Source organism: Kitasatospora sp. NPDC057512 (assembly GCF_042802135.1).
Taxonomy (GTDB): Bacteria; Actinomycetota; Actinomycetes; order Streptomycetales; family Streptomycetaceae; genus Kitasatospora.
On record NZ_JBHVET010000039.1, the window covers coordinates 1 to 24,429 of the forward strand.

At 71.2% G+C, this 24,429-nt stretch carries 20 protein-coding genes and 1 pseudogene; 5 read left to right on the forward strand and 16 right to left on the reverse strand.

The annotated features are described in order from the left end of the window. Positions 1 to 49: 49 nt before the first annotated feature. The 10 genes and pseudogenes from ACFU6K_RS05030 to arc form a co-directional block, all read right to left on the reverse strand. Complete coding sequence (locus ACFU6K_RS05030; protein ID WP_380660957.1) at positions 50 to 433, reverse strand: FKBP-type peptidyl-prolyl cis-trans isomerase; 384 nt, start codon at positions 431 to 433, stop codon at positions 50 to 52. 163 nt (positions 434 to 596) lie between these two features. Next, entirely contained in the window at positions 597 to 1,910 is a 1,314-nt protein-coding gene (locus ACFU6K_RS05035; RefSeq protein WP_380660958.1) for an FKBP-type peptidyl-prolyl cis-trans isomerase, read from the reverse strand. A 203-nt stretch (positions 1,911 to 2,113) separates the two neighbouring features. Continuing rightward, positions 2,114 to 3,103: an FKBP-type peptidyl-prolyl cis-trans isomerase gene (locus ACFU6K_RS05040; RefSeq protein ID WP_380660959.1), complete on the reverse strand. Its 990-nt coding sequence runs from the start codon at positions 3,101 to 3,103 to the stop codon at positions 2,114 to 2,116. 123 nt (positions 3,104 to 3,226) lie between these two features. Beyond that, on the reverse strand, positions 3,227 to 4,588 hold the full coding sequence (gene pafA / locus ACFU6K_RS05045) for a Pup--protein ligase (RefSeq protein WP_380660960.1): 1,362 nt from the start codon (positions 4,586 to 4,588) through the stop codon (positions 3,227 to 3,229). A 121-nt stretch (positions 4,589 to 4,709) separates the two neighbouring features. Continuing rightward, entirely contained in the window at positions 4,710 to 5,465 is a 756-nt protein-coding gene (gene prcA / locus ACFU6K_RS05050; protein WP_380660961.1) for a proteasome subunit alpha, read from the reverse strand. A 31-nt stretch (positions 5,466 to 5,496) separates the two neighbouring features. Then, complete coding sequence (gene prcB, locus ACFU6K_RS05055) at positions 5,497 to 6,294, reverse strand: proteasome subunit beta (RefSeq protein WP_380660974.1); 798 nt, start codon at positions 6,292 to 6,294, stop codon at positions 5,497 to 5,499. Then, a pseudogene (locus ACFU6K_RS05060) lies at positions 6,291 to 6,368 on the reverse strand (recombination endonuclease VII); the annotation flags it as partial. The pseudogene ACFU6K_RS05060 and the gene prcB, both read right to left, overlap by 4 nt. Before the next feature lie 132 nt (positions 6,369 to 6,500). Beyond that, complete coding sequence (locus ACFU6K_RS05065) at positions 6,501 to 6,719, reverse strand: ubiquitin-like protein Pup (protein ID WP_049652012.1); 219 nt, start codon at positions 6,717 to 6,719, stop codon at positions 6,501 to 6,503. A 174-nt stretch (positions 6,720 to 6,893) separates the two neighbouring features. Further along, complete coding sequence (dop, locus tag ACFU6K_RS05070; protein WP_380660962.1) at positions 6,894 to 8,405, reverse strand: depupylase/deamidase Dop; 1,512 nt, start codon at positions 8,403 to 8,405, stop codon at positions 6,894 to 6,896. A gap of 228 nt (positions 8,406 to 8,633) precedes the next feature. After that, positions 8,634 to 10,400, reverse strand: a complete 1,767-nt coding sequence (gene arc, locus ACFU6K_RS05075; RefSeq protein WP_380660963.1) for a proteasome ATPase — start codon at positions 10,398 to 10,400, stop codon at positions 8,634 to 8,636. A 286-nt stretch (positions 10,401 to 10,686) separates the two neighbouring features. Between arc and ACFU6K_RS05080 the strand changes: the two genes are divergently transcribed. Then, entirely contained in the window at positions 10,687 to 10,989 is a 303-nt protein-coding gene (locus tag ACFU6K_RS05080) for a ferredoxin (RefSeq protein WP_049651996.1), read from the forward strand. Between the two features lie 8 nt (positions 10,990 to 10,997). Here ACFU6K_RS05080 and ACFU6K_RS05085 read toward each other — a convergent pair whose 3' ends face one another. From ACFU6K_RS05085 to ACFU6K_RS05095, 3 genes are all read right to left on the reverse strand, one after another. Next, on the reverse strand, positions 10,998 to 11,609 hold the full coding sequence (locus ACFU6K_RS05085) for a hypothetical protein (protein ID WP_380660964.1): 612 nt from the start codon (positions 11,607 to 11,609) through the stop codon (positions 10,998 to 11,000). A gap of 129 nt (positions 11,610 to 11,738) precedes the next feature. Then, positions 11,739 to 12,698, reverse strand: coding sequence for a tRNA (adenine-N1)-methyltransferase (locus ACFU6K_RS05090; protein WP_380660965.1), 960 nt, complete (start codon positions 12,696 to 12,698; stop codon positions 11,739 to 11,741). Positions 12,699 to 12,744: 46 nt separating this feature from the next. Beyond that, on the reverse strand, positions 12,745 to 13,956 hold the full coding sequence (locus tag ACFU6K_RS05095; protein WP_380660966.1) for a site-2 protease family protein: 1,212 nt from the start codon (positions 13,954 to 13,956) through the stop codon (positions 12,745 to 12,747). Between the two features lie 166 nt (positions 13,957 to 14,122). Between ACFU6K_RS05095 and ACFU6K_RS05100 the strand changes: the two genes are divergently transcribed. Both ACFU6K_RS05100 and ACFU6K_RS05105 read left to right on the forward strand, forming a co-directional pair. Then, the gene (locus tag ACFU6K_RS05100) at positions 14,123 to 15,022 is read left to right on the forward strand and encodes a RecB family exonuclease (RefSeq protein ID WP_380660967.1); all 900 of its coding nucleotides are present in this window, start codon (positions 14,123 to 14,125) and stop codon (positions 15,020 to 15,022) included. Further along, positions 15,023 to 15,694, forward strand: a complete 672-nt coding sequence (locus tag ACFU6K_RS05105) for a response regulator transcription factor (protein WP_049650980.1) — start codon at positions 15,023 to 15,025, stop codon at positions 15,692 to 15,694. A 100-nt stretch (positions 15,695 to 15,794) separates the two neighbouring features. On the opposite strand, the gene ACFU6K_RS05110 is transcribed toward ACFU6K_RS05105, so the two are convergent. The 3 genes from ACFU6K_RS05110 to metH form a co-directional block, all read right to left on the reverse strand. After that, positions 15,795 to 17,399: an ABC transporter substrate-binding protein gene (locus tag ACFU6K_RS05110; protein WP_380660968.1), complete on the reverse strand. Its 1,605-nt coding sequence runs from the start codon at positions 17,397 to 17,399 to the stop codon at positions 15,795 to 15,797. Positions 17,400 to 17,620: 221 nt separating this feature from the next. Then, positions 17,621 to 18,325, reverse strand: coding sequence for an HAD family hydrolase (locus tag ACFU6K_RS05115; protein WP_380660969.1), 705 nt, complete (start codon positions 18,323 to 18,325; stop codon positions 17,621 to 17,623). Between the two features lie 139 nt (positions 18,326 to 18,464). Further along, on the reverse strand, positions 18,465 to 21,977 hold the full coding sequence (metH, locus tag ACFU6K_RS05120; RefSeq protein WP_380660970.1) for a methionine synthase: 3,513 nt from the start codon (positions 21,975 to 21,977) through the stop codon (positions 18,465 to 18,467). A gap of 142 nt (positions 21,978 to 22,119) precedes the next feature. Here metH and ACFU6K_RS05125 point away from each other — a divergent pair, with 142 nt between their 5' ends. Further along, positions 22,120 to 23,214: a hypothetical protein gene (locus ACFU6K_RS05125; protein WP_380660972.1), complete on the forward strand. Its 1,095-nt coding sequence runs from the start codon at positions 22,120 to 22,122 to the stop codon at positions 23,212 to 23,214. Positions 23,215 to 23,535: 321 nt separating this feature from the next. Then, the coding region (locus ACFU6K_RS05130) for a PAC2 family protein (protein WP_380660973.1) at positions 23,536 to 24,429 on the forward strand (894 nt) is incomplete at its 3' end.

The window sequence follows — 24,429 nt, forward strand, 5'->3', positions numbered from 1 at the left end:
GCCCGTGGGCCGGGCCCCCGGAGGGGTCCGGCCCACGGTACGAGCGGGCTCAGACGGCCAGCAGGTCGACCACGAAGATCAGGGTCGAGTGCGGCGGGATCGCCGAGGTCGGCGACTGGGCGCCGTACGCCAGGTGCGACGGGATGGTCAGCTCGCGGCGGCCGCCGACCTTCATGCCGACGACGCCCTGGTCCCAGCCCTTGATGACCCGGCCGCCGCCCAGCGGGAAGCGGAACTCGTTGGGGCTCCGGTTCCAGCTCGCGTCGAACTCCTCGCCGGTCTCGAAGGTCACACCGACGTAGCGGACGCTGACGTTCTGGCCCCGCTTGGCCTCCGCGCCGTCGCCCACGACGATGTCGCGGATCTGCAGCTCCGTCGGGGCGTCGCCGATCGGGAAGTCGATCTCGGGCTTCTCGTTGAGGTTGACGCTCACAGTCCCTCTTCTCACATTCGCTCTGCTGTCACGACCAAGCGGCGGACGCCCGCACCCGGTCCGTTCTTCCCGGACCACGGTACGGGCGCCCGCCGCCCGCAAGGGACCGGCCACGCGGCCGGACCCGAAGGTCACACGTGCACCATTGTCACCCGAAAGTGGATCAGCCCTGACCGGCGTCCAGGATGTCCACCACGAAGACCAGCGTCGCGCCGGGCGGGATGTCGCCCTGGCCCTTGTCGCCGTAGCCCAGCGAGGCGGGGATCACCAGCTCGACCCGGCTGCCGACGGTCTGGCCCTCCAGGCCCTGGTCCCAGCCCTGGATGACCTGGCCGCCACCGACCGGGAAGCTGAACGCCTGGCCCTTGCTGAGCGAGGAGTCGAACACCTTGCCGCTGGAGAACAGCGCGCCGGTGTACTGGACGACGACCTTCTCGCCCTTCTCCACCTTCGGCCCGGTGCCCTTGATCAGGACGTGCGACTTCAGCTCGGTCGGGTCCTTCGCCCCGGCGACCGGGGTGATCTCGGCCGGCTTCTTGCCGTTGTCCTTGACCTGCGGGAAGTCCGCGGGCGGCGGGGTGACGGTACCGCTCACCACGGCGTCGGGCGCGTTGGCGTTGCGGACGTCGATCACGAAGACCAGGTCGTCCTTGGGACCGATCGACATGTCGGCCTTGCCCTGGGCGCCGAACGCGGCGGCCGGCGGGGCCACCACCAGCAGCCGGCTGCCGGCCTTCTTGCCGATCACGGCCTGGTCCAGCGCCGGGATCAGCGAGTCGGTCCCGGCCTGGAAGATCTGCGGCTTCCCGTTGGCGTCGTACGAGCTCGGGATGTCCTTGCCGGTGTTCCAGTCCTTGGCGGTGTAGTCCACCGAGGCCCAGGAGTTCTTCTCCACCTTGGCGCCGGTGCCCTCGGTGAGCACCTTCACCACGAAGGAGCCGTCGGAGGCCTCGGCCGGGATCTGGATGTCGGCCTTCTTGCCGAAGTCGCCGGCGACCGTCGGCAGCACCTTGGCGCTGTCCTTGATCGGCGGCACCGGGTCGGCGGTCGGCGTGGGCGGCGCGCTCTTGGCCGCGTCCGGCTTGGCCGCGGCGGTGTCCTTGGAGCCGTCCTTGTTCACCATGTACAGCGTGACGCCGCTGCCGACCAGCAGCAGGGCGATCACCGTGCCGAGGATCACGCCCAGCTTGCCGACGCCGGGCGGGTTCTCGTCGTACCCGGCCTCCGACGTGTCGGACTTGCGCACGTTGGAGGCGAAGATCTGCGGGGCGTCGTCCGTCTTGGTCCCGCCCGTGGCGCGCGGCGCCTCGCCGGGCTGCGCCCAGCCCGCCTGCTGCGCCAGGATCGCCGGGGGGACGACGATCGACTCGCGGTCCCCGCCAACCGGACCGCCGGGACGAGAGGCGGCCGGGTCACCCGCGGAGCTGTCGTTCGCCGCGGTGCCGGCCCCGCCCGGGCTCGGCGTCTTCTCAGTCATGACTCCCCATCCATCTCGCCACGAGGTCTTCCAGGTCTGCGCCCGGCGTGGGCACGCCGGCCTGCGGTCGCACCGCCCGCCCCGGACCTCGGCACCGGGCGGCGCCTGCCACAGTGCGTGGGCAGTATGACAGCTCAGGATGAGGGCGGACGCTTCGTTGTACGAGCGTCCGCCCAAGCGTACGGAATCCCCCCGGTGACTTCCTAGACCGCTTCGAGAATGTCGATCACGAAGACCAGGGTCGAGTTCGCCGGCACCGAGCCCTGCGCCTTGTCCTGGTAGCCGAGCGCCGGCGGCACCACCAGCAGGACCCGGCTGCCGACGTTCTGCCCGACCAGGCCCTTGTCCCAGCCCTCGATCACGCTGCCGGTGCCGATCTGCACCGCCTGCGCGCCGCCGTGCGTCCAGGAGGCGTCGAACTGCTGGCCGTTCGCCCAGAGCACCCCGGTGTACTGCACCACCAGCGTCTGCCCGCTCTTGACCTGCTTGCCCTCGCCCTTGATCAGCACCGCCTGCTGGAGGTCGGTGGGGGCGGCCTGCCCGGTCGGGATGGTGATCGTGGCCGGCGCCTTGCCGTTGTCCTTGACCTGCGGCATCGTCGCGGCCGGCTCGGTCATGGCGCCGGTCAGCGTGGAGTCCGGCGGCAGGCTCTCCATGACGTCCAGCACGAACACCACGGTGTCGCCCTTGTTGACGCCCAGCTGGGTGGAGCCCTGCTCGCCGAAGGCCGCCGCCGGCGGGGCGACCACCAGCAGCCGGCTGCCCACCTTCTTGCCGATCACGCTCTGGTCCAGCGCCGGCACCAGCTGCCCGCTGCCGGCCTGGTAGAGCTGCGGCTTGCCGTTGGCGTCGTACGAGCTGGGCAGGTCCTTGCCGGTGGTCCAGTCCCTGGCGGTGTAGTTGACCGTCACCCAGTCGCCCTTGTTGACGGTCGCCCGATCGCCCTCGCTGACCGTGTTCACCACGAACTGGCCGCTGGGCTGCTGGCCCTCGGGGATGGTGATGGTGGCCTTGCTGCCGAACCCGCCACCCGAAAGAGTGGGCATCGGTGACGCCTCGCCGACCGGCGCGGGCACCGTCGGGGCGGCGCTCGCCGCGGACGGCGTCACCGGGCCCGCCGCCTTGGGTGAGCTGCTGCAGGCGACCGCGAGCAGCAACGGCAGGGTGAGAAGCAAACCGGCGGTGCGGCGCACGGTGGTCCTAACTGTCGGTCGAAGTCGGCTCTCCTGACTCGACGGACAGCGTATGCCCGGCACGCGTCCGGCCCCGGTAGACACCACCGGGGCCGGTCGCCGCCTTGATCACACGGCCGGGGGCTACATCCCCGCGATCAGCTTCTCCACCCGCTCGTCCACCGAACGGAACGGGTCCTTGCACAGCACCGTGCGCTGCGCCTGGTCGTTCAGCTTCAGGTGCACCCAGTCGACCGTGAAGTCCCGGCGCTGCTCCTGGGCCCGCCGGATGAAGTCCCCTCGCAGCCGGGCCCGGGTGGTCTGCGGCGGGATCGACTTGGCCTCGAAGGTCTTGAGGTCGGTGGTCACCCGCTGCGCCTGGCCCTTGCCCTGGAGCAGGTAAAACAGGCCGCGGCGGCGGTGGATGTCGTGGTACGCGAGGTCGATCTGCGCCACCCGCGGGTTGGACATGCTCATCTGGTGCTTCTCGCGGTAGCGCTCGATGAGCTTGTACTTCATGATCCAGTCGATCTCCTGGGCGACCCCGTCCAGCCGCTCGCTGCGGACGGCCTCCAGGGTGCGGCCCCACAGGTCGAGGACCCGGGCGACGGTGCCGGTGTTGATGCCCTTGCGGTCCGCGAACTCCAGGGCCTTGGTGTAGTACTCCTCCTGGATGTCCAGCGCGCTGGCCTCCCGGCCGTTGGCGAGCCGCACCTGGTGGGTGCCGGTGAGGTCGTGGCTGACCTCGCGGATCGCCCGGATCGGGTTCTCCAGGGTGAGGTCGCGCATCACCACGCCGGCCTCGATCATCCGCAGCACCAGGTCGGTGGAGCCGACCTTGAGCAGCGTCGTGGTCTCGGACATGTTGGAGTCGCCGACGATCACGTGCAGCCGTCGGTAGCGCTCGGCGTCCGCGTGCGGCTCGTCCCGGGTGTTGATGATCGGGCGCGAGCGGGTGGTGGCGGAGCTGACGCCCTCCCAGATGTGCTCGGCCCGCTGGCTGACGCAGTACACCGCGCCGCGCGGGGTCTGGAGCACCTTGCCCGCCCCGCAGATCAGCTGCCGGGTGACCAGGAACGGGATCAGCACGTCGGCCAGCCGGGAGAACTCCCCGTGCCGGGCCACGCAGTAGTTCTCGTGGCAGCCGTAGGAGTTCCCGGCCGAGTCGGTGTTGTTCTTGAAGAGGTAGACGTCCCCGGCGATGCCCTCCTCGTGCAGCCGACGCTCGGCGTCCACCAGGAGCCCTTCGAGGATGCGCTCACCGGCCTTGTCGTGCGTCACCAGCTCGACGACGTCGTCGCACTCGGGGGTGGCGTACTCGGGGTGGGAGCCGACGTCGAGGTAGAGGCGGGCGCCGTTGCGCAGGAAGACGTTGCTGCTGCGGCCCCAGGAGACGACCCGGCGGAACAGGTACCGCGCCACCTCGTCCGGGGACAGCCGTCGCTGCCCGCGGAACGTGCAGGTCACGCCGTACTCGTTCTCCAGCCCGAAAATCCGGCGGTCCATGAGCACTCCATTCTCTGTCGGAGCTGTCCGAAACCGCCTCCACGACGGCTGGGCCGCCGCAGGGGCACCGGAGTCCCGAACGACGGCGGCGGGGCCGCCGTCCGGGACTCCCCAGGCACTGCTACACCGGCGTGCCGTCCGCCGGGTTGTCCTCGTCGTCCGCCTCCGCGGACTGGTCCCCCTCGAGCAGCCGGCCCAGCTGGTTGCCCAGGATCCGCTTGAACTTGCGCTGCTGGAACCGCTGGCGGTCGAGGACCGCCACCTCCAGCTGCTCCGGCGTGAGGCTGCGCGGGCTGCCGCCGTTGGGGTCGCGGGCGAGCGAGTCCACGGCGAGCTTCACCGCCTCGGTGAGGCCGATGCCGGCGCGGTGGCGCTGGCCCAGGTAGTTGCCGATCGAGTCGGCGTTGCCGCCGACCACCACGTAGTTCTTCTCGTCCACGACCGAACCGTCCGGCGTGAGCCGGTAGATCTGGTCGTTGTCGGAGGTGCGGCCGACCTCGGCCACGATCAGCTCGACCTCGTACGGCTTCTCGCCGACCGAGGAGAAGATGGTGCCCAGGGTCTGGGCGTACACGTTGGCCAGGCCGCGGGCCGTGACGTCGGCCCGGTCGTAGGAGTAGCCGCGCAGGTCGGCGTAGCGGACGCCGCCGATGCGCAGGTTCTCGAACTCGTTGTAGCGGCCGACCGCCGCGAAGGCGATCTTGTCGTAGATCTCGGAGACCTTGTGGAGCGCCCTGGAGGTGTTCTCCGCGACGAAGACGATGCCGTCGGCGTAGGTGAGCACGACCACGCTGCGGCCGCGCGCGATGCCCTTGCGGGCGTACTCCGCGCGGTCCGCCATGGCCTGCTGGGGCGAGACGTAGAACGGTGTCGACACCGGCGGTCGTCCCCTTTCTGTGAGGTGATGGCTAGATCAGCGGGGCCTGCGGGCCGTTGGGCCGGTCCAGGCGCTCGTCGGTGATGGCGACGACGATCTCCGTCACCTCGGCCTCGGTGAGCCGGCGGAAGCCGTCCTCGGTGATCAGCGAGACGATCGGGAAGATCTTCCGGGCGAGGTCCGGGCCGCCGGTGGCGGAGTCGTCGTCCGCCGCGTCGTACAGGGCCTGGACGACCAGGGTGGCGGCCTGGTCGGCCGTCAGGCCCTCGCGGTAGAGCTTCTTCAGCGAGCCGCGGGCGAAGACCGAGCCCGAGCCGGTGGCGGCGAAGCCGCGCTCCTCGGACCGCCCGCCGGTGACGTCGTAGTTGAAGATCCGGCCGCGGCCGAGGTCCAGGTCGTAGCCGGCGAACAGCGGCACCACCGCGAGGCCCTGCATCGCCATGCCCAGGTTGCCCCGGATCATGGTGGTGAGCCGGTTGGCCTTGCCCTCCAGGGAGAGCGTGGCGCCCTCGATCTTCTCGTAGTGCTCCAGCTCCAGCTGGAACAGCCGGACCATCTCGACCGCGAGGCCCGCGGTGCCGGCGATGCCGACCGCGCTGTACTCGTCGGCCGGGAAGACCTTCTCCATGTCCCGCTGGGCGATCACGTTGCCCATCGTCGCCCGGCGGTCACCCGCGATCACGACGCCGCCGTCGAAGATCGCAGCCACGAGCGTGGTCCCGTGCGGGGCCTCGACCACGACGCCCTCGGGGAGCCCCCGGAGCCCGGGGACCAGCTCCGGCTTGTGCTCGGCGAGGAAGTCGAGGAACGAGGACGACCCCGGGGTCAGGAAGGCAGCCGGTAGACGCCCGGTGCCACGAGTGTTGGCTTCCACACGATTCCTTCCAGGTAGCTTGAAGCGCGCGCTGCCCGCACCCTACCCGCCCGACGATCACTGTCCACGGGTGGAGGGGCCGGTGCCGGACGGCCGGGCGGTGTTCGCCGCCCGGCCGCCCCGATCGGTCGCGACCGTGAATTCGGAATGCCCGGACCGGGCTATTGCCCGCCCTTCTGGACGAATCCGCGCACGAAATCCTCGGCATTCGACTCGAGGACCTCGTCGATTTCGTCCAGAACCGCGTCGACGTCGTCGCTCAGCTTTTCCTGGCGCTCCTTGAGGTCCTCGGAATTCTGGCTTTCCGCGGCCTGCTCCTCGACCTCCTCGGAGGAACGGTTCGCCCGCTGCTGGCCGCCGCCGGTGTCCTTGCTCGCCATTTCCCTCACCCCGCTCGATTCGTCTGGCACGGTTGGGTCGTTGCTTGCTGCACCGACCCTATACACAAGGTGCGACTGCCGCTCCCGGTTTGCCGGTGGCGCTTCCTGTCCAACACCCGCTGCCACCCCGGATGATTCCCATTCGGCGGACGTTCACCCATGGTGATCGAAAAGTTACCCGCCGGACAGCACCCGGAGCAGGTCCTCGGCCGTGCGGCAGCGGTCCAGCAGCTCCTTGACGTGGTTGCGGGTCCCGCGCAGCGGCTCCAGGGTGGGCACGCGCTGCAGCGAGTCCCGACCGGGCAGGTCGAAGATCACCGAGTCCCAGGAGGCCGCCGCGACGTGCTCCGCGTACTGCTCCAGGCAGCGCCCGCGGAAGTACGCCCTGGTGTCGTCCGGCGGCTTGGAGACGGCCCGCTCGACCTCGGCCTCGGTGAGCAGCCGCTCGAACCGCCCGCGGGCCACCAGGCGGTTGTAGAGGCCCTTCTCGGCCCGTACGTCGCTGTACTGGAGGTCGACCAGGTGCAGCCGCGGGTTGTCCCACTCCAGGGCGTCCCGGCTGCGGTAGCCCTCCAGGATCTCCCGCTTGGCGACCCAGTCCAGCTGCCGGGACAGCGACATCGGGTCGCGCTCCAGCCGGCCGAGGACGTCCTCCCAGCGGGTCAGCACGTCCACGGTCTGCTCGTCCGCGTCGTTGCCGAAGCGGTCCTCGACGTACTTGCGGGCCAGCTCGAAGTACTCGAGCTGGAGCTGGACGGCGGTGAGCTTGCGCCCGTTGCGCAGGGTGATCAGGTGCTTGAGCGTCGGGTCGTGGGAGACCCGGTGCAGGGTGCGCACCGGCTGGTCGACGGCGAGGTCGGCGGCGATGAACGAGTCCTCGATCATCGACAGCACCAGTGCGGTGGTGCCCAGCTTGAGGTAGGTGGAGATCTCGGAGAGGTTGGCGTCCCCGATGATCACGTGCAGCCGGCGGTACTTCTCGGCGTCGGCGTGGGGTTCGTCCCGGGTGTTGATGATCGGGCGCTTGAGCGTCGTCTCCAGGCCCACCTCGACCTCGAAGTAGTCCGCGCGCTGGCTGAGCTGGAAGCCGTGCGCCGAGCCGTCCTGGCCGATGCCGACCCGGCCGGCGCCGGCGACCACCTGGCGGGAGACGAAGAACGGGGTGAGGTGGCGGACGATGTCGGCGAACGGTGTCGCCCGCTTCATCAGGTAGTTCTCGTGGGTGCCGTAGGAGGCGCCCTTGTTGTCGGTGTTGTTCTTGTACAGGTGGATGTTCTGCCCGTTGGGCAGTTCCAGCGCGCGTTGCGCGGCGGCCGCCATGATCCGCTCGCCGGCCTTGTCCCAGAGCACGGCGTCGCGCGGGTTGGTCACCTCGGGCGAGCTGTACTCGGGGTGCGCGTGGTCCACGTAGAACCGGGCCCCGTTGGTGAGGATGACGTTGGCGAGGCCGATGTCCTCGTCGGTCAGCTGGCTGGCGTCCGCGACCTCGCGGGCCAGGTCGAACCCCCGTGCGTCGCGCAGCGGATTCTCCTCCTCGAAGTCCCAGCGGGCCCGCCGTGCCCGGTGCATCGCCGCCGCGTACGCGTTGACGATCTGGGACGAGGTGAGCATGGCGTTGGCGTTGGGGTGCCCGGGCACGGAGATCCCGTACTCCGTCTCGATGCCCATCACGCGCCGTACGGTCATGCGGCCCTCCTTGCCCGGTGCACCGCCCCCGACGGGCGGAGCACGCTGACGTACCGCCGAACAACACCGGCGCCGGGCCTCTGCCCGCGCGCGGTGGGTCGAGCCTAGAACCCGGCGCCGAACGGCGGGCCCGGAGACGCGCCGTCCGGCTGCGGGGCCGCGAGGCGCCACAGCCGGACGGTGTGCGTACAGCTCCGGGAACCGCTGCCGGCCCGGACAACCGCGTGCTTACAGGTACTGCCCCGTGTTGGCGACAGTGTCGATCGAGCGGCCGGACTCGGCGCCCTGCTTGCCGGTGACCAGCGTGCGGATGAAGACGATCCGCTCGCCCTTCTTGCCGGAGATGCGGGCCCAGTCGTCCGGGTTGGTGGTGTTCGGGAGGTCCTCGTTCTCCTTGAACTCGTCGACGCAGGCGGCGAGCAGGTGGGAGACGCGCAGGCCCCGCTGACCGTGGTCGAGGAAGTCCTTGATGGCCATCTTCTTCGCGCGGTCGACGATGTTCTGGATCATCGCGCCGGAGTTGAAGTCCTTGAAGTACAGGACCTCCTTGTCACCGTTGGCGTAGGTGACCTCCAGGAAGCGGTTCTCCTCGGTCTCGGAGTACATCCGCTCCACCACCGACTGGATCATCGCGACCACCGTGGCCTCGACGGAGCCGTCGTGCTCCTTGAGGTCGTCCGGGTGGAACGGCAGCGAGTCCTTGAGGTACTTGGAGAAGATGTCCTTCGCGGCCTCGGCGTCCGGGCGCTCGATCTTGATCTTGACGTCCAGGCGGCCGGGCCGCAGGATCGCCGGGTCGATCATGTCCTCGCGGTTCGAGGCGCCGATGACGATGACGTTCTCCAGGCCCTCCACGCCGTCGATCTCGGCGAGCAGCTGCGGGACGATGGTGTTCTCCACGTCCGAGCTGACGCCGGAGCCGCGGGTGCGGAACAGCGACTCCATCTCGTCGAAGAAGACGATGACGGGCGTGCCCTCGCCCGCCTTCTCCCGGGCCCGCTGGAACACCAGGCGGATCTGCCGCTCGGTCTCGCCCACGTACTTGTTGAGCAGCTCGGGGCCCTTGATGTTGAGGAAGTAGCTCTTCCCCTGGGGGCGTCCGGTGACCTCGGCGACCTTCTTCGCCAGCGAGTTGGCGACCGCCTTGGCGATCAGCGTCTTGCCGCAGCCGGGCGGGCCGTAGAGCAGCACGCCCTTGGGCGGGCGCAGCTCGTACTCCTTGAAGAGGTCGGCGTGCAGGTACGGCAGCTCGACCGCGTCGCGGATCAGCTCGATCTGGTTGCTCAGGCCGCCGATCTGGCGGTAGTCGATGTCCGGGACCTCCTCGAGGACCAGCTCCTCGACCTCGGACTTCGGGACGACCTCGAAGACGTAGCCGGAGCGGGGCTCCAGCAGCAGGGCGTCCCCGGACCGGATGGTCAGCCCGCGCAGCGGTTCGGCGAGGCGCACCACCCGCTCCTCGTCGGTGTGCCCCAGCACCAGGGCGCGCTCGCCGTCCTCCAGGAGCTCCTTGAGGGTGACGATCTCGCCGATGTTCTCGAAGGCCATCGCGTCCACGATGTTGAGGGCCTCGTTGAGCATCACTTCCTGGCCGCGCCGCACCTCGTCGAGGGCGACGCTCGGGCTGACGTTCACGCGGAGCTTGCGCCCGCCGGTGAAGATGTCCGCGGTGCCGTCCTCGTTCGCGTCGAGGAAGGTGCCGAAGCCGGCCGGGGGCTGTGCCAGCCGGTCCACTTCCTCCTTGAGGGCCACGATCTGGTCGCGGGCCTCGCGCAGGGTGGAGGCGAGCCGTTCGTTCTGGGCGGTCACGCCCGCCAGGTTGGTCTGGAGCTCGACGATCCGCTCTTCGAGGATCCTCGAATTGCGCGGCGAGTCGGCGAGCTTGCGGCGCAGCACGGCGATTTCCTGCTCAAGGTACGAGACCTGAGCGGCCTCGTCGGAACCACGAGCGGGCCTGCCGGTGCTGCGGTTGTAGTCGTCATCGTGGGCTGCCACGGTCCTCACCTCCTCCGGGGAGCTGGACGCTTCCAGACCCTACCTGGGACCAGGGGTCCGTAAACCCCTAGATCAAGAAAGATGGAACGGGCGTGTCCGATCTTCGCCCCAGCGTGCTTCCCCTCTGCTAAGGGGGATACCCACCGCGCACCACCCAAAGCGGGCCAGATGTATCGTCGAGCGAAGTGATATCCGATCGCGACCACAAGTCGAGGTCCGATCGTTGTACGAATGGCGGGATTGCTCCAGGAATAGGGGCGACCCGGGACAGAAACGGCAGGGGACCATGTCGGTGACCGAGCAGACGGCGGCGGCCGAGGCGCTGGAGGTGTGGATCGACCAGGATCTGTGCACCGGCGACGGCATCTGCGTGCAGTACGCGCCCGAGGTCTTCGAGCTCGACATCGACGGGCTGGCCTACGTGAAGGGGCCGGACGACGAGCTGCGCCAGCAGCCCGGGGAGAGCGCCCCGGTGCCGCTGACGATCCTTCAGGACGTGGTGGACTCGGCGAAGGAGTGCCCCGGCGACTGCATCCACGTGCGCCGGGTCGCCGACCGGGTCGAGGTGTACGGCCCCGACGCGGAGTAGGGCCGGGCTCAGGCCTGGTGGAGCGGGGCGGCGGTCTGGGAGCGTTCCCAGCCGCCGCTCCGCCGCGTCCAGGTGAGGTCGAGCGAGATGTCGGGCCGGAACCGCGGCACGTCCTCGCTCGAATACCCCTGCGCGTGGCCGGTGATGGCGCCGTCCGAACGCACCGCGATCCGGCTCACGGTGAGGTTCTCGCGCTCGGGGAGCAGGGTGGCCACCACCTCGGGGCGCTCGCCCGGGCCGAAGCCGAGCAGGAAGACGGCGTCCGGCGGGGTGCCGGTCTCGGTGGCGCAGTGCGCGGCGACCACGGTGCCGGGGCGTCCGTCGCCGAGCCGGGCCGGCACGCTGAGCGCCGTCTTGACCGGGAACGGGCCGCAGTCCAGCGGGAGTTGGGCCCGGGCCGGGTCGGGGGCGGCGCTCGCGACGAGGGCCTGGGGGGTGCCGTGCGCGGGCACCGGGGTGCCGGTCGCCGGGGAGGCCGCGAGCGCGGCCGCCACCACCGCGCCGCAGCCGGCCAGGGCGACGGCCCAGTGCCAGGGGACGGTGCGCGCGTGCCCGGGCCCGGAGCGGCCCCGCGGTGTCTGCTGTCCAACCGTCGCCGTCGTCCCGACCGCGGTCTCCACCAGGCGTCCCCTCCAGCGCTCCAAGAGCCAAGGCGTGAGCCAGCATCGTCCCACACCGTGAGCGGCGGAATGCGAAAGGGGTGGTACGAGCGGTGTGCTCGTACCACCCCTTGTCGGTGGGTTCGGGGCTCAGCCCAGGTCGGGCTGGTCCGCCTCCGCGGCCTGGGCGGCCTTGCGGGCGGCGGCGCGCTCCTGGAGGGTGGGCTCGGGCGTCCCGTTGTCGTAGTCCTCGCCGTACGCGCCCTTGGCCGGGCGGCGGCGGCGCAGCGGCGGCTCGACGCCGTCCGCCAGGCGGCGGGCGGTGAGCAGGAAGCCGGTGTGGCCGATCATCCGGTGGTCCGGGCGGACCGCGAGGCCCTCCAGGTGCCAGGTGCGGACCATGGTCTCCCAGGCCTGCGGCTCGGTGAAGGTGCCGTGGTCGCGCAGCGCCTCGACGGTCTTCGACATCTGCGTGGTGGTGGCCACGTAGCAGCAGATGAGGCCGCCGGGGACGAGCGCCTTGGAGGCGACGTCCAGGCACTCCCAGGGGGCCAGCATGTCGAGGATGACGCGGTCGACGTCGGTCTCGACCAGGTTGTCCTGGAGGTCGCCGACGGTGAGCTTCCACGCCGGGTGCGGACCGCCGAAGTAGCGCTCGACGTTGCCCTGGGCGATGTCGGCGAAGTCCTGCCGGCGCTCGTAGGAGGCCAGCATGCCGGTGTCGCCGACGGCGCGCAGCAGGTAGGTGGAGAGCGCGCCGGAGCCGACGCCGGCCTCGACGACGCGGGCGCCGGCGAAGATGTCGGCCATCGCCAGGATCTGCCCCGCGTCCTTGGGGTAGATCACGGCGGCGCCGCGCGGCATGGACAGGACGTAGTCGGGGAGCAGGGGGCGCAGCGCGAGGTACGGGACGTTCCCCGTGGTGCGCACGACCGTGCCTTCGGGGGCGCCGATCAGCTCGTCGTGCGGGAACGCACCCTTGTGGGTGTGGAACTGGTTCCCGGCCTGGAGCGTGAACGTGTAGTGGCGACCCTTGGGGTCGGTCAGCTGGACCTGGTCCCCGACCTGGAAGGGCCCGCGTCGGCGGGCGGCACCGGTCGGTTCGGACATGCGGACAATCCTAAGGGAAGCGGAGCCTTCCGCCTTACCACCATGATCAGCGGCCGGAGACGGCGGCGGTCAGCCGCTGCTCGATGTCGCTGAGCGCGGCCACGCCGTACACCCGGCCGTCCGACTCGACCACCAGGTACTCCCCCGCCGGGGTGGCCTGGACGGCCCGCAGCAGGTCCTCGCCGCCGAGGTCGGCGTCCAGCCGCAGCCCGGGTTCGAGGTCGCGGGCGAGCGGGCCGACGGCCACCCAGGGGCGGCGGTGCTCGGGCACCGAGCGGACGGCGGACTCCCGTACGAGGGCGATCGGCTCGCCCCGGCCGTCCACCACGATCACCGCGCCGGCCCCGGCCTCGCGGGCGCGGCGCAGCGCCTCGCCGAGCGGGGTGTCGGCGGTGACCTCGACGGCCCGCCGGGCCAGTTCGCGCAGCCGCAGGGAGGGCAGCACCTCCTTGAGCCGGGCGTTGCGCAGGCTGCCGGTGGCGCCGTTCCAGATGATCGCGGCGAGCACCGCGGCGAGCACCGCGTCCACCAGGGTGTCGGTGGTGGTGCGCTCGACCCCGCGGGCGGCGCTCAGCAGCGGCAGGCCGATCAGCACGGCGACGGCCAGCCCGCGGCCGACCCAGGCGGCGGCCACCGTGCCGGTCATCGGCCGGCCGGTGACCGCCCAGACGACCGCGCGCAGCATCCGGCCGCCGTCCAGCGGCAGGCCGGGCAGCAGGTTGAAGGCGGCGACCACCAGGTTGGAGACCATCAGGCCGGTGAGCAGCACCCCGGGCACGGTGGACAGCTCCACCGCCCGCACCCCCAGGTAGAACACGCCGCCGAGCAGCAGCGAGAGCAGCGGGCCGACGAAGGCCAGCCAGAACTCCCGCCAGGGGCTCTCCGCCTCGTTCTCGATCTCGGAGACCCCGCCGAAGAACTGGAGCTGGATCCGCCGCACCCCGAGCTTGTAGCGCAGTGCGACCAGGGTGTGGGCGAGCTCGTGCACCAGGACGGAGGCGTAGAAGGCGACCGCGAAGAAGAACGCGACCAGGTAGCGGGCCCCGCCGAGGTCGGGCAGCACGTCGCCCAGCTGTCCGCCGAACACCCAGGTGATCAGCGCGGCGATGACGAACCAGGAGGGGGTGACGTAGATGGGCACGCCGAAGGGCCGGCCCATCAGGATGCCGCCGCGGCGCTCGGGCGGCGGCGCGGCCGGGCGCCCGTCGCCCGCCTGCGGTGGCCGGTCGGAGGGCTGCTGCCCCCTGCTGTCGCTCACCGTGATCCCTTCGGTCGTCTCCCCCGTCGTGCCCGGTGCGCCCACGCTACGTGATCGCGGCCCCCCGGCGCTGCGCGGCCCTCCTTCTGCCTTCATACCCACTCACCGGCGGCCGTGGCAGCACCGTGGCAGCGGGATGACAGCAAAGGGCAATAGGGTCGTAGCCATGCAGCACACCCAGACCAGCAGTGCCGCCGGGCGCCCGGCGGCACCCCCGACCGGGCTCTCCCCGTCCCGAGCGGGGGACTTCCTCACCTGTCCCCTGCTGTACCGGCTGCGGGTGATCGACCGGCTGCCCGAGCCGCCGAGCTCGGCGGCGACCCGGGGCACGCTGGTGCACGCGGTGCTGGAGCGGCTGTTCGACAGCCCGGCGGCCGAGCGGACGCCGGACCGGGCGCTGGGCCTGCTGCGCCCGCAGTGGGAGCGGCTGCTGGGCGAGCGCCCGGAGCTCGGCTCGCTGTTCCCGGACGACCCGGACGGTGCGGCGCTCACCCGCTGGCTGGCGGACGCCGAGAAGCTGGTCGGCCAGTGGTTCCGGCTGGAGGACCCGACCCGGCTGCACCCGGTGGAGCGGGAGCTGTACGTGGAGACGGCCCTGGATTCGGGGCTGCTGCTGCGCGGCTACATCGACCGGGTGGACGTCGCCCCGACCGGCGAGGTCCGGCTGGTGGACTACAAGACCGGCCGGGCGCCCTCGCGGGACTTCGAGGGCAAGGCGATGTTCCAGATGAAGTTCTACGCCCTGGTGGTGTGGCGCTGGAAGGGCGTGATCCCCAAGCGCCTCCAGCTGGTCTACCTCGGCGGGGGCGGGGACGTGGTCAGCTACGACCCGGACGAGGCGGACCTGCTCGCGGTGGAGCGCAAGCTCCGGGCACTGTGGGAGCGGATCGGCCACGCGGTGGCCACCGGGGACTTCCCGGCGACCCGCAACCGCCTCTGCGACTGGTGCGACCACCAGGCCAGCTGCCCGGAGTTCGGCGGCACCCCGCCGCCGTACCCGCTGCCGCTGAGCCGTACGTCGGATGAAAGCGATCCCACGGGGGATCCGATGAGCAAGGAGTCCTAGGTGACGATCCGAGTGCTGCTGGTCGACGACCAGCCGCTGCTGCGCACCGGTTTCCGGATGATTCTGGAGGCCGAGTCCGACCTGGTGGTGGTCGGCGAGGCCGGTGACGGCCAGCAGGCGCTGGACCAGGTGCGGGCGCTGCAGCCCGACGTGGTGCTGATGGACATCCGGATGCCCAGGATGGACGGCGTCGAGGCGACCCGCCGGATCGCCGGCCCGGGGCGGGACGGCCCGGCCAAGGTGCTGGTGCTGACCACCTTCGACCTGGACGAGTACGTGGTGGAGGCGCTGCGCGCGGGCGCCAGCGGCTTCCTGCTGAAGGACGTCCCGGCCGAGGAGCTGGTGCAGGCGATCCGGGTGGTCGCGGACGGCGCGGCGATGCTGGCGCCGAGCATCACCCGCCGGCTGCTGGACATGTACGCCACCAAGCTGCCCTCGGGCGACGAGGCGCCGCCGCAGGCGCTGGGCGCGCTGACCGAGCGCGAGCTGGAGGTGCTGAAGCTGGTGGCGCGCGGGCTGTCGAACGCGGAGATCGCGGCCGAGCTGTTCGTCAGCGAGACCACCGTGAAGACCCACGTGGGCCATGTGCTGACCAAGCTCCAGCTGCGCGACCGGGTGCAGGCGGCGGTGTACGCGTACGAGAGCGGGCTGGTGCGCCCGGGCGCCCTGTAGCGGGCCAGCGGCGGCCCCACCGGGCCGCGGAAACGTCACGGCGGCCCGTCCGGCTCCCCCGTACCGACGGGGAAGCGGGCGGGCCGCCGTCCTGCGGGCGCTACTTGTTGTTCCGGCTGATCTCCCAGAAGCGGAAGTAGCCGGTGGTGTCGACGGTGGTCTCGACGCCGGTGACGTACGAGCGGGCCGCGAAGAAGGACTTGTTCTGGTACAGCGGGATCAGCGGCACGTTCTCCGCCTCGATCTGCTGGATCTGCGCGTAGGTGCCGGCCGCGGCGCTGCGGTCGGTCTGCTTGAGGCCCTCCGGCACCAGCCGGCCGCTGATCCGCGGGTCGTCCCAACCGTGGTGGTAGGCACCGCCGTTGACCAGCAGCGGGGCGAGGTAGTTGTCCGGGTCCGGGTAGTCGGCGAACCAACCGATGATGTACGCCTGGTACTTGCTCTCGGCCCAGCCCTTGCGGTACGAGTCCCAGTCCGGCTCCTGGGCGAGCGTCACCTGGAACAGGCCGCCGGTCTCCAGCTGCTTCTTCAGCGTCTCGGCCTCGTTGCTGCCGGCCCGCGAACGGGACCAGGTCAGCGTGAACTTGACCGGGATCTGGACCTTGGCGTCGGTCAGGATCTTCTTGGCCTTGTTCACGTCCTGGTCGCCGTAGCGGTCGAAGAAGGCCGTGGTGTGGCCGGGCAGGCCGGCCGGGACCATGGAGTAGAGCGCCTGGACGGTGCGGGCGAAGACGTCGCGGGCCAGCGCCTTGCGGTCCATCATCTGGGCGACGGCCTGGCGGACCGCGACGTTGCTCATCAGCGGGTCCTTGGTGTTGAGGACCAGCGAACGGGTGTCGTTGCTGTCGCCCTCGGTCACCTGGAGGTCGGCCTTGCCGCCCTGCTGGTCGGAGCGGACCTGGGCGGCGGTGTTCGGCTCCAGGCTGTTGTCGGTGAGGTCGATCTCGCTCTTGTCCAGCGCGGTCTTCAGGTCCTCGGCCTTGTCGAAGTACCGCACGGTGAACTTGTTGTTCCGGAGCTTGGCCTCGCCGCCGTACTTGTCGTTGGCCGACAGCACGACCTTGCCCAGCTGCTTGCCGCCGTTCAGGTTCTCGACCGAGTCGATCCGGTACGGGCCGGAGCCGATCAGCTTGTCGTTGGGGAGGACCTTGTCGGCGGGGTAGACCTGGTGGTCCACGATGGCGCCGGCCGGGCTGGCCAGCTTGGCCGGCAGGGTGGCGTCGGGCGTGGAGAGGTGGAAGAGCACCTCGTTGTCGCCCTTGGCCTCGACGGACTTGATCGAGTCCAGCAGTTCGACCGGGCCGTTCTCGTCGTGGATCTTCTTGGTGCGCTCGATCGAGAAGACCACGTCCTGGGCCGTCATCGGGTGCCCGTTGGAGAACTTCAGACCGGGCTTCAGGGTGCAGTGGTACTCGGTGGCCTCGGCGCTGGTGAACTCGCAGGACTGCGCGGCGTCCGGGGAGGGCGCGCTGGCGGCGGCCTGGAAGGTGAGCAGCGACTGGAAGGTGTTGCGCAGCAGCAGCCAGGAGCCGGAGTCGTAGGCGGCGGCCGGATCCAGGACACCGGTCAGCTGACTGGTGCCCATGGTGATGGACTTGCCGCTGTCCCCCTTGACCACGTCGGTCACCGATCCGCAACCCGCCACCGACACGGCGACCAGGCCGGCGCAACCGAGTACTGCCAGGCGTTCAGCTGAAGTCTTCACGAGGCGCGTCCTTCTGGGTGGCACGAACTGGAGTAGCGTGCCATATCGAACACGCACGACCGGTACCCGTGCAGATGACGTTTGGGACACGGTCGTTCAGGGCATCACCGCGCACCCGACGAGTTGTCAGCCAATGACCGTTTTCTCCCCCGGCAGCGCCGATCCGGGGGCTCGCCGGGCCTCGTACCGGCGAGTAGAGCCGCCTCGCAATGAGACGACAATCACACCCGCGAGGCGACCAGGGAGCGCAGCAGGTCGAGGTCGACCTGCTCCAGCGAGGACACCACCAGCCGCCCCGGAGCCGGCTCGATCGCCGCCACCGAGGGCACCGCGATCACCGGGCAGCCGGCCGCCTCGCCCGCCCGCACCCCGGTCGGGGTGTCCTCGACCACCACGCAGCGGGCCGGCTCCGCGCCCAGCCGCCGGGCCGCCTCAAGGTACGGGTCCGGGAACGGCTTGGTGCGCGGCACCTCGTCCCCGCCGATGCTGAAGGCGAAGTGGTGGGCGCCCAGCGAGCGCAGCACGATGTCGATCACGTGCCGGTGCGAGGCGGACACCAGGGCGGCCGGGATGCCGTGCGCGGCAAGGGTGTTGAGCAGCCGCTCGGCGCCCGGCATGAGCGGCACGCCGCCGGCCAGCAGGTCGACGAAGCGCTGGTTGACCAGCACGCCGAGGTCCGCCGGCGCGATGTCCGCCCCGGTCCGGGCGACCAGGTACTCCATCACCCTGGCCATCGGACCGCCGACCACGTGGGCGCGGTCCGCCTCGTCCAGCTCGTGGCCCAGCTCGGCGAAGAGCGAGGCCTCGGCCTGCCACCAGAAGTCCTCGGTGTCCACCAGCGTCCCGTCCATGTCCAGCAGCACCGCCTGGAGCCCGCGGTCGTCCCCGTGGTCGAGGATGCGCGTGGCGGTGGGGCTGGTGGTCATGGCGGGGGTCCTTCCGGCAGGCCCGGGCGGCCCCGGGGAAGGCACGGGCCGGCCCGCAGGTGAGCGGACCGGCCCGTTCAGGATCATCAAGGATACGCCCGCTTCGTCCGGAAAGAGCGAATGCGGAGGGAACCGGGGGTTACCGGGCGTTGAAGTACTTCGCCTCCGGGTGGTGGATCACGATCGCGTCGGTGGACTGCTCCGGGTGGAGCTGGAACTCCTCGGAGAGCACCACGCCGATCCGCTCCGGCTTCAGCAGCTCGGCGATCTTGGCCCGGTCCTCCAGCTCGGGGCAGGCCCCGTAGCCGAGCGAGAAGCGGGCGCCGCGGTACTTGAGCGCGAACATGTCCTTGACGTCCTGCGGGTCCTCGCCGGAGAAGCCCAGCTCGTAGCGGACCCGCGCGTGCCAGAACTCGGCCAGCGCCTCGGCCAGCTGCACCGAGAGGCCGTGCAGCTCCAGGTAGTCCCGGTAGGAGTTCTCGGCGAACAGCTCGTTGGCCGCCTCGGAGATCCGGTTGCCCATGGTGACCACCTGGAGGCCCACCACGTCCCGCACCCCGGACTCCTCCGGGCGGAAGAAGTCGGCCAGGCAGAGCCGGCGCCCGCGCCGCTGGCGCGGGAAGGTGAAGCGGGTGCGCTCGGTGCCGTCCTCGTGGAAGACGATCAGGTCGTCGCCCTTGGAGTTGGCCGGGTAGTAGCCGTAGACCACGGCGGCCTCCAGCCAGCCCTCGGTCTGCAGGCGGTCCAGCCAGGCCCGCAGCCGCGGCCGGCCCTCGGTCTCCACCAGCTCCTCGTACGAGGGGCCCTCGCCGGAGCGGGCCGCCTTCAGGCCCCACTGCCCCTTGAACAGCGCGTCCTCGTCCAGCCAGGAGGCGTAGTCCGCGAACGGGATGCCCTTGACGATCCGGTCGCCCCAGAACGGCGGGACGGGCACGGCGTTGTCGACGGCGACGTCGGAGCGGATCTGGCCGAGGTTCACCTCGGGCTCCGGCTCCTCCACCTCGACCCGGGCGTGCCGGCGCTGCTTGAGCTCCGGCAGGGCCGCGCCGGGCACGCCGCGCTTGACCGCGATCAGCGCGTCCATCAGCCGCAGGCCCTCGAAGGCGTCCCGGGCGTAGCGGACCTCGCCCTCGTAGATCTCGTGCAGGTCCTGCTCGACGTAGGCCCGGGTGAGCGCGGCGCCGCCGAGGATCACCGGGAAGCTCGCGGCCAGCTTGCGCTGGTTCAGCTCCTCCAGGTTCTCCTTCATGATCACGGTGGACTTCACCAGCAGGCCGGACATCCCGATCACGTCCGCGTTGTGCTCCTGCGCGGCGTCCAGGATCGCCGAGACCGGCTGCTTGATGCCCAGGTTGACCACGTTGTAGCCGTTGTTGGACAGGATGATGTCGACCAGGTTCTTGCCGATGTCGTGGACGTCGCCCTTGACGGTGGCCAGCACGATGGTGCCCTTGCCCTCGCTGTCGGACTTCTCCATGTACGGCTCCAGGTGGGCCACCGCGGTCTTCATCACCTCGGCGGACTGGAGCACGAACGGCAGCTGCATCTGGCCGGAGCCGAAGAGCTCTCCGACCACCTTCATGCCGGCCAGCAGGGTGTCGTTGATGATCTCCAGGGCCGGGCGCCCGGCCAGCGCCTCGTCCAGGTCGGCCTCCAGGCCGTTGCGCTCGCCGTCGATGATCCGGCGCTGCAGCCGCTCCTCCAGCGGGAGGGCGGCCAGCTCCTCGGCCTTGGAGGCCTTCACCGAGGCGGCGGAGACGCCCTCGAACAGCTCCAGCAGGCGCTGCAGCGGGTCGTAGCCGTCCCGGCGGCGGTCGTAGACCAGGTCGAGCGCGGCCTCGCGCTGGTCCTCCGGGATGCGGGAGATCGGCAGGATCTTGGAGGCGTGCACGATCGCCGAGTCCAGGCCGGCCTCCACGCACTCGTGCAGGAAGACCGAGTTGAGCACCACCCGGGCGGCTGGGTTGAGGCCGAAGGAGATGTTGGACAGGCCCAGGGTGGTCTGCACCGCGGGGTGGCGGCGCTTGAGCTCGCGGATCGCCTCGATGGTCTCGATGCCGTCCCGGCGGGACTCCTCCTGGCCGGTGGCCAGGGTGAAGGTGAGGCAGTCGACCAGGATGGAGCCCTCGTCGATGCCGTAGTCGGCGGTGAGTTCGGCGATCAGCCGCTCGGCGATCTCGACCTTCAGCTCGGCGGTGCGGGCCTGGCCCTGCTCGTCGATGGTCAGCGCGATCAGACCGGCGCCGTGCTCGCGGGCCAGCGAGGCGATCCGGCCGAAGCGCGAGTCGGGGGCGTTGCCGTCCTCGTAGTTGACCGAGTTGAGCACCGCGCGGCCGCCGAGCGCCTCCAGGCCGGCCCGCAGCACGGGCGGCTCGGTGGAGTCCAGCACGATCGGCAGGGTGGAGGCGGTGGCCAGCCGGCCCGCGATCTCCTTCATGTCGGCGACGCCGTCGCGGCCGACGTAGTCCACGCAGAGGTCCAGCAGGTGGGAGCCGTCCCGGATCTGGTCGCGGGCGATCTCCACGCAGGCCTGCCAGTCGCCGGCCAGCATCGACTCGCGGAACTTCTTCGAACCGTTGGCGTTGGTGCGCTCGCCGATCGCCAGGTACGAGGTGTCCTGGCGGAACGGCACGGCCTGGTACAGCGAGGCCGCCGAGGGCTCGGGGCGCGGGTCGCGCGGGGCGATCGGGCGGCCCTGGACCCGCTCGACCACCTGGCGCAGGTGCTCGGGGGTGGTGCCGCAGCAGCCGCCGACCAGCGAGAGGCCGTACTCGCGGGTGAACACGTCGTGGGCGTCGGCCAGTTCGGCCGGGGAGAGCGGGTAGTGGGCGCCGTCCTTGCCGAGCACCGGCAGGCCCGCGTTCGGCATGCAGGACAGGCCGATCCGGGCGTTCTTGGCCAGGTAGCGCAGGTGCTCGCTCATCTCGGCCGGGCCGGTGGCGCAGTTGAGGCCGATGTAGTCGACGCCGAGCGGCTCCAGCGCGGTGAGCGCGGCGCCGATCTCCGAGCCGAGCAGCATGGTGCCGGTGGTCTCCACCGTCACCTGCACCAGCACCGGCAGGTCCAGGCCGGCCTCGGCCAGGGCCCGCTTGGAGCCCAGGATGGCGGCCTTGGTCTGCAGCAGGTCCTGGCTGGTCTCGACCAGCAGCGCGTCGGCGCCGCCGGCGATCAGGCCGGCCGCGTTCTGCTGGAACCCGTCGCGCAGCGTCTCGTACGGGGCGTGGCCGAGCGTCGGCAGCTTGGTGCCGGGGCCGATCGAGCCGAGCACCCAGCGGGTGCGGCCGTCGGCGGCGGCATGGGCGTCGGCCACCTCGCGGGCGATCCGGGCGCCGGACTCGGACAGCTCGAAGATCCGCTCCGCGATCTCGTACTCGCCGAGGGCGCTGAAGTTGGCGCCGAAGGTGTTGGTCTCCACGCAGTCCACGCCCACCCCGAAGTAGGCCTCGTGGACGGACCGGACGATGTCCGGGCGGGTGATGTTGAGGACCTCGTTGCAGCCTTCGAGGTTCTGGAAGTCCTCCAGCGTCGGGTCCTGCGCCTGGAGCATGGTGCCCATGGCTCCGTCGGCGACCACCACCCGGGTGGCGAGCGCTTCACGCAGCGCGTTCGCACGGTTCTGCTGAGTGATGGACGGGGTGGCTGCTGTGGCCATGGGCTTCTCCCTGGTGCGACGGCTGTCGGCTTTGCGGACCCGCTTGCTCGGGCCCGCACGTGGCCAGGGTATCCGGCCCACGGGTCGGCCCGCCGTTCCATTCCGTATCCTGAGCGTTCGACCGCAAGGGGGGAGCAAGCGCGTGGCCCGATTCGGGACCTCCGCGCAGCGAGCCGGTCGGGCCCTGACGGCCCCGTTCCGCGTGCTGCGCGACCACTGGCGGGCATGGTCGTGGTGGCGCCGGTCACTGCTGGCCCTGGTACTGGTGGCGGCCGTGCCGGCCACCGCGCTGGGCTCGGTGTTCGTGGTGTTCCGGCTGCACTACACCGGCGAGCCCGCCGCCGACGCCCGCACCCGGGGCCGGGACGCGCTCTGGCTCGGCCACGCCTGGGTGGACGGCCGCAAGACCGAGGCCGACGTGGCCGCGCTGGGCCGGCAGCTGGCCGGCACCGGAATCCGGGACCTCTACGTGCACACCGGCCCGCTGGAGCACGACGGCTCGCTGCCGCCCACCGTCCACCCCCGCGGCCGCTGGTTCACCGACACCGTGCACCGGGAGCTGCCCGGCGTACGGCTGCAGAGCTGGCTGGGCGACGAGGTCAAGCCGGAGAAGGACGCCCTGGACCTGGAGGACGGCCCGACCCGGGACCGGGTCACCGCCTCCGCCCGCCAGGTGCTGGACCTGGGCTTCGACGGGGTGCACTTCGACATGGAGCCGATCCGCCCGGGTTCGGCGGGCTGGCTGGCCCTGCTCGACCAGGTCCGCCCGGTCACCGCGGCGCGCGGCGCCAAGCTGTCGGTGGCGGCCCCGCAGATCGACCCGGTCCCGGGCCTGCACACGGCCGGCATCCTGCTCACCGACCACGGCAAGTGGTGGGACCAGGCGTACTTCACCGAGACCGCCCGCCGGGTCGACCAGATCGCGGTGATGAGCTACGACACCTCGATGCCCACCGAGCCGCTGTACGGCGGCTACGTCGCCCGGCAGACCGAACTCGCCCTGCGGGCCACCCCGGCCGACGTGGACCTGCTGATGGGCCTGCCGTTCTTCTGGGACGACAAGTGGGGGCACTGGGGCGACGCCGAGACCGCCCGGGCCGCCGTCCGGGGCGTCCGGCTGGGCCTGGGCCGGGAGGACCTGCGGCGGGCCGGCTTCGGCGTCGCGCTGTACGTGGACTTCGCCGCGCTGCCCGAGCACTGGGCGGCGTACCGCGACGGCTGGGTGGACCCGGAGTAGCCCGCCCGGCGGGCCCGTGCGCCGGGCGGCGGCGGCACGCCGCGTCGCCGTTCGAACACGCTCCGCCCCTGGTGAACGCCTGACGGACCGTCAGCTCCGGCGCCGCCGATAACCGGTGGATCCCGGCGGTCCGCTCCCCCAGACTGTCCCGGTGCCCGGCCGCGGTGCGCATCAAAGCCCGTAGGCTGGGCAGGTAGGGACCATGGAGCGAGGCGTTCCATGGGAGACGAGAGGTTCGACAGTCGGCAGCCGGCCCGTCGGCGCCCCGGCAGGCCAGCCGGGGCGGCGCAGGTCCGACCGCCGACCGGAGGGAGACGCTGGGTGATCGAGCTGGAAGATGTTCCCGAGTTGATCGACCCGGTGATGGTCTGCGCCTTCGAGGGCTGGAACGACGCGGGCGACGCCGCCTCCGCGGCTCTGGCACATCTCGACGAGACCTGGAACGGCAAGGTGTTCGCCGCGCTGGACGCGGAGGACTACTACGACTTCCAGGTCAACCGGCCCACGGTCTGGCTGGACGGCGGCATCCGCCGGATCACCTGGCCGACCACCCGGCTCTCGGTGATCCGGGTGACGGAGCCGACGACCAGGGACGTCGTGCTGGTCCGCGGCATCGAGCCGAGCATGCGCTGGCGCTCGTTCTGCAACGAGCTGCTGGGCTTCGCCCACGAGCTGGGCGTCGAGCTGGTGGTGATCCTGGGCGCCCTGCTCGGGGACACCCCGCACAGCCGCCCGGTGCCCGTCAGCGGGGTCACCTCCGATCCGGACCTGGCTCGCCGGTTGGACCTGGAGGAGAGCCGCTACGAGGGCCCCACCGGCATCGTCGGGGTGCTCCAGGAGGCCTGCACCCACGCCGGGGTGCCGGCCGTGACGCTCTGGGCCGCGGTGCCGCACTACGTCTCGCAGCCGCCGAACCCGAAGGCCACCCTGGCCCTGGTCAACAAGCTGGAGGACCTGCTGGACCTGCGCATCCCGCCGGGCGAGCTCGCCGAGGACGCCCGGGCCTGGCAGCTCGGCGTGGACCAGCTGGCCGCCGAGGACAGCGAGGTGGCCGAGTACGTCCAGCAGCTGGAGGAGGCGCAGGACACCGCGGAGCTGCCGGAGGCCTCCGGCGACGCCATCGCCCGCGAGTTCGAGCGCTACCTGCGCCGCCGGGAGAACGTCGGGCCGACCGGCGAGAAGCCGGTGGCCGGGCACGCCACGGCGGAGCGGCCG

Bases quoted from the DNA above. Each gene is read 5' to 3' on its own strand.
- metH (WP_380660970.1), bottom strand. From the start codon at position 21,977: ATGGCCACAGCAGCCACCCCGTCCATCACTCAGCAGAACCGTGCGAAC.
- ACFU6K_RS05090 (WP_380660965.1), bottom strand. From the start codon at position 12,698: ATGTCCGAACCGACCGGTGCCGCCCGCCGACGCGGGCCCTTCCAGGTC.
- ACFU6K_RS05115 (WP_380660969.1), bottom strand. From the start codon at position 18,325: ATGACCACCAGCCCCACCGCCACGCGCATCCTCGACCACGGGGACGAC.
- ACFU6K_RS05080 (WP_049651996.1), top strand. From the start codon at position 10,687: ATGTCGGTGACCGAGCAGACGGCGGCGGCCGAGGCGCTGGAGGTGTGG.
- pafA (WP_380660960.1), bottom strand. From the start codon at position 4,588: ATGGACCGCCGGATTTTCGGGCTGGAGAACGAGTACGGCGTGACCTGC.
- dop (WP_380660962.1), bottom strand. From the start codon at position 8,405: ATGACCGTACGGCGCGTGATGGGCATCGAGACGGAGTACGGGATCTCC.
- ACFU6K_RS05100 (WP_380660967.1), top strand. From the start codon at position 14,123: ATGCAGCACACCCAGACCAGCAGTGCCGCCGGGCGCCCGGCGGCACCC.
- ACFU6K_RS05035 (WP_380660958.1), bottom strand. From the start codon at position 1,910: ATGACTGAGAAGACGCCGAGCCCGGGCGGGGCCGGCACCGCGGCGAAC.
- ACFU6K_RS05065 (WP_049652012.1), bottom strand. From the start codon at position 6,719: ATGGCGAGCAAGGACACCGGCGGCGGCCAGCAGCGGGCGAACCGTTCC.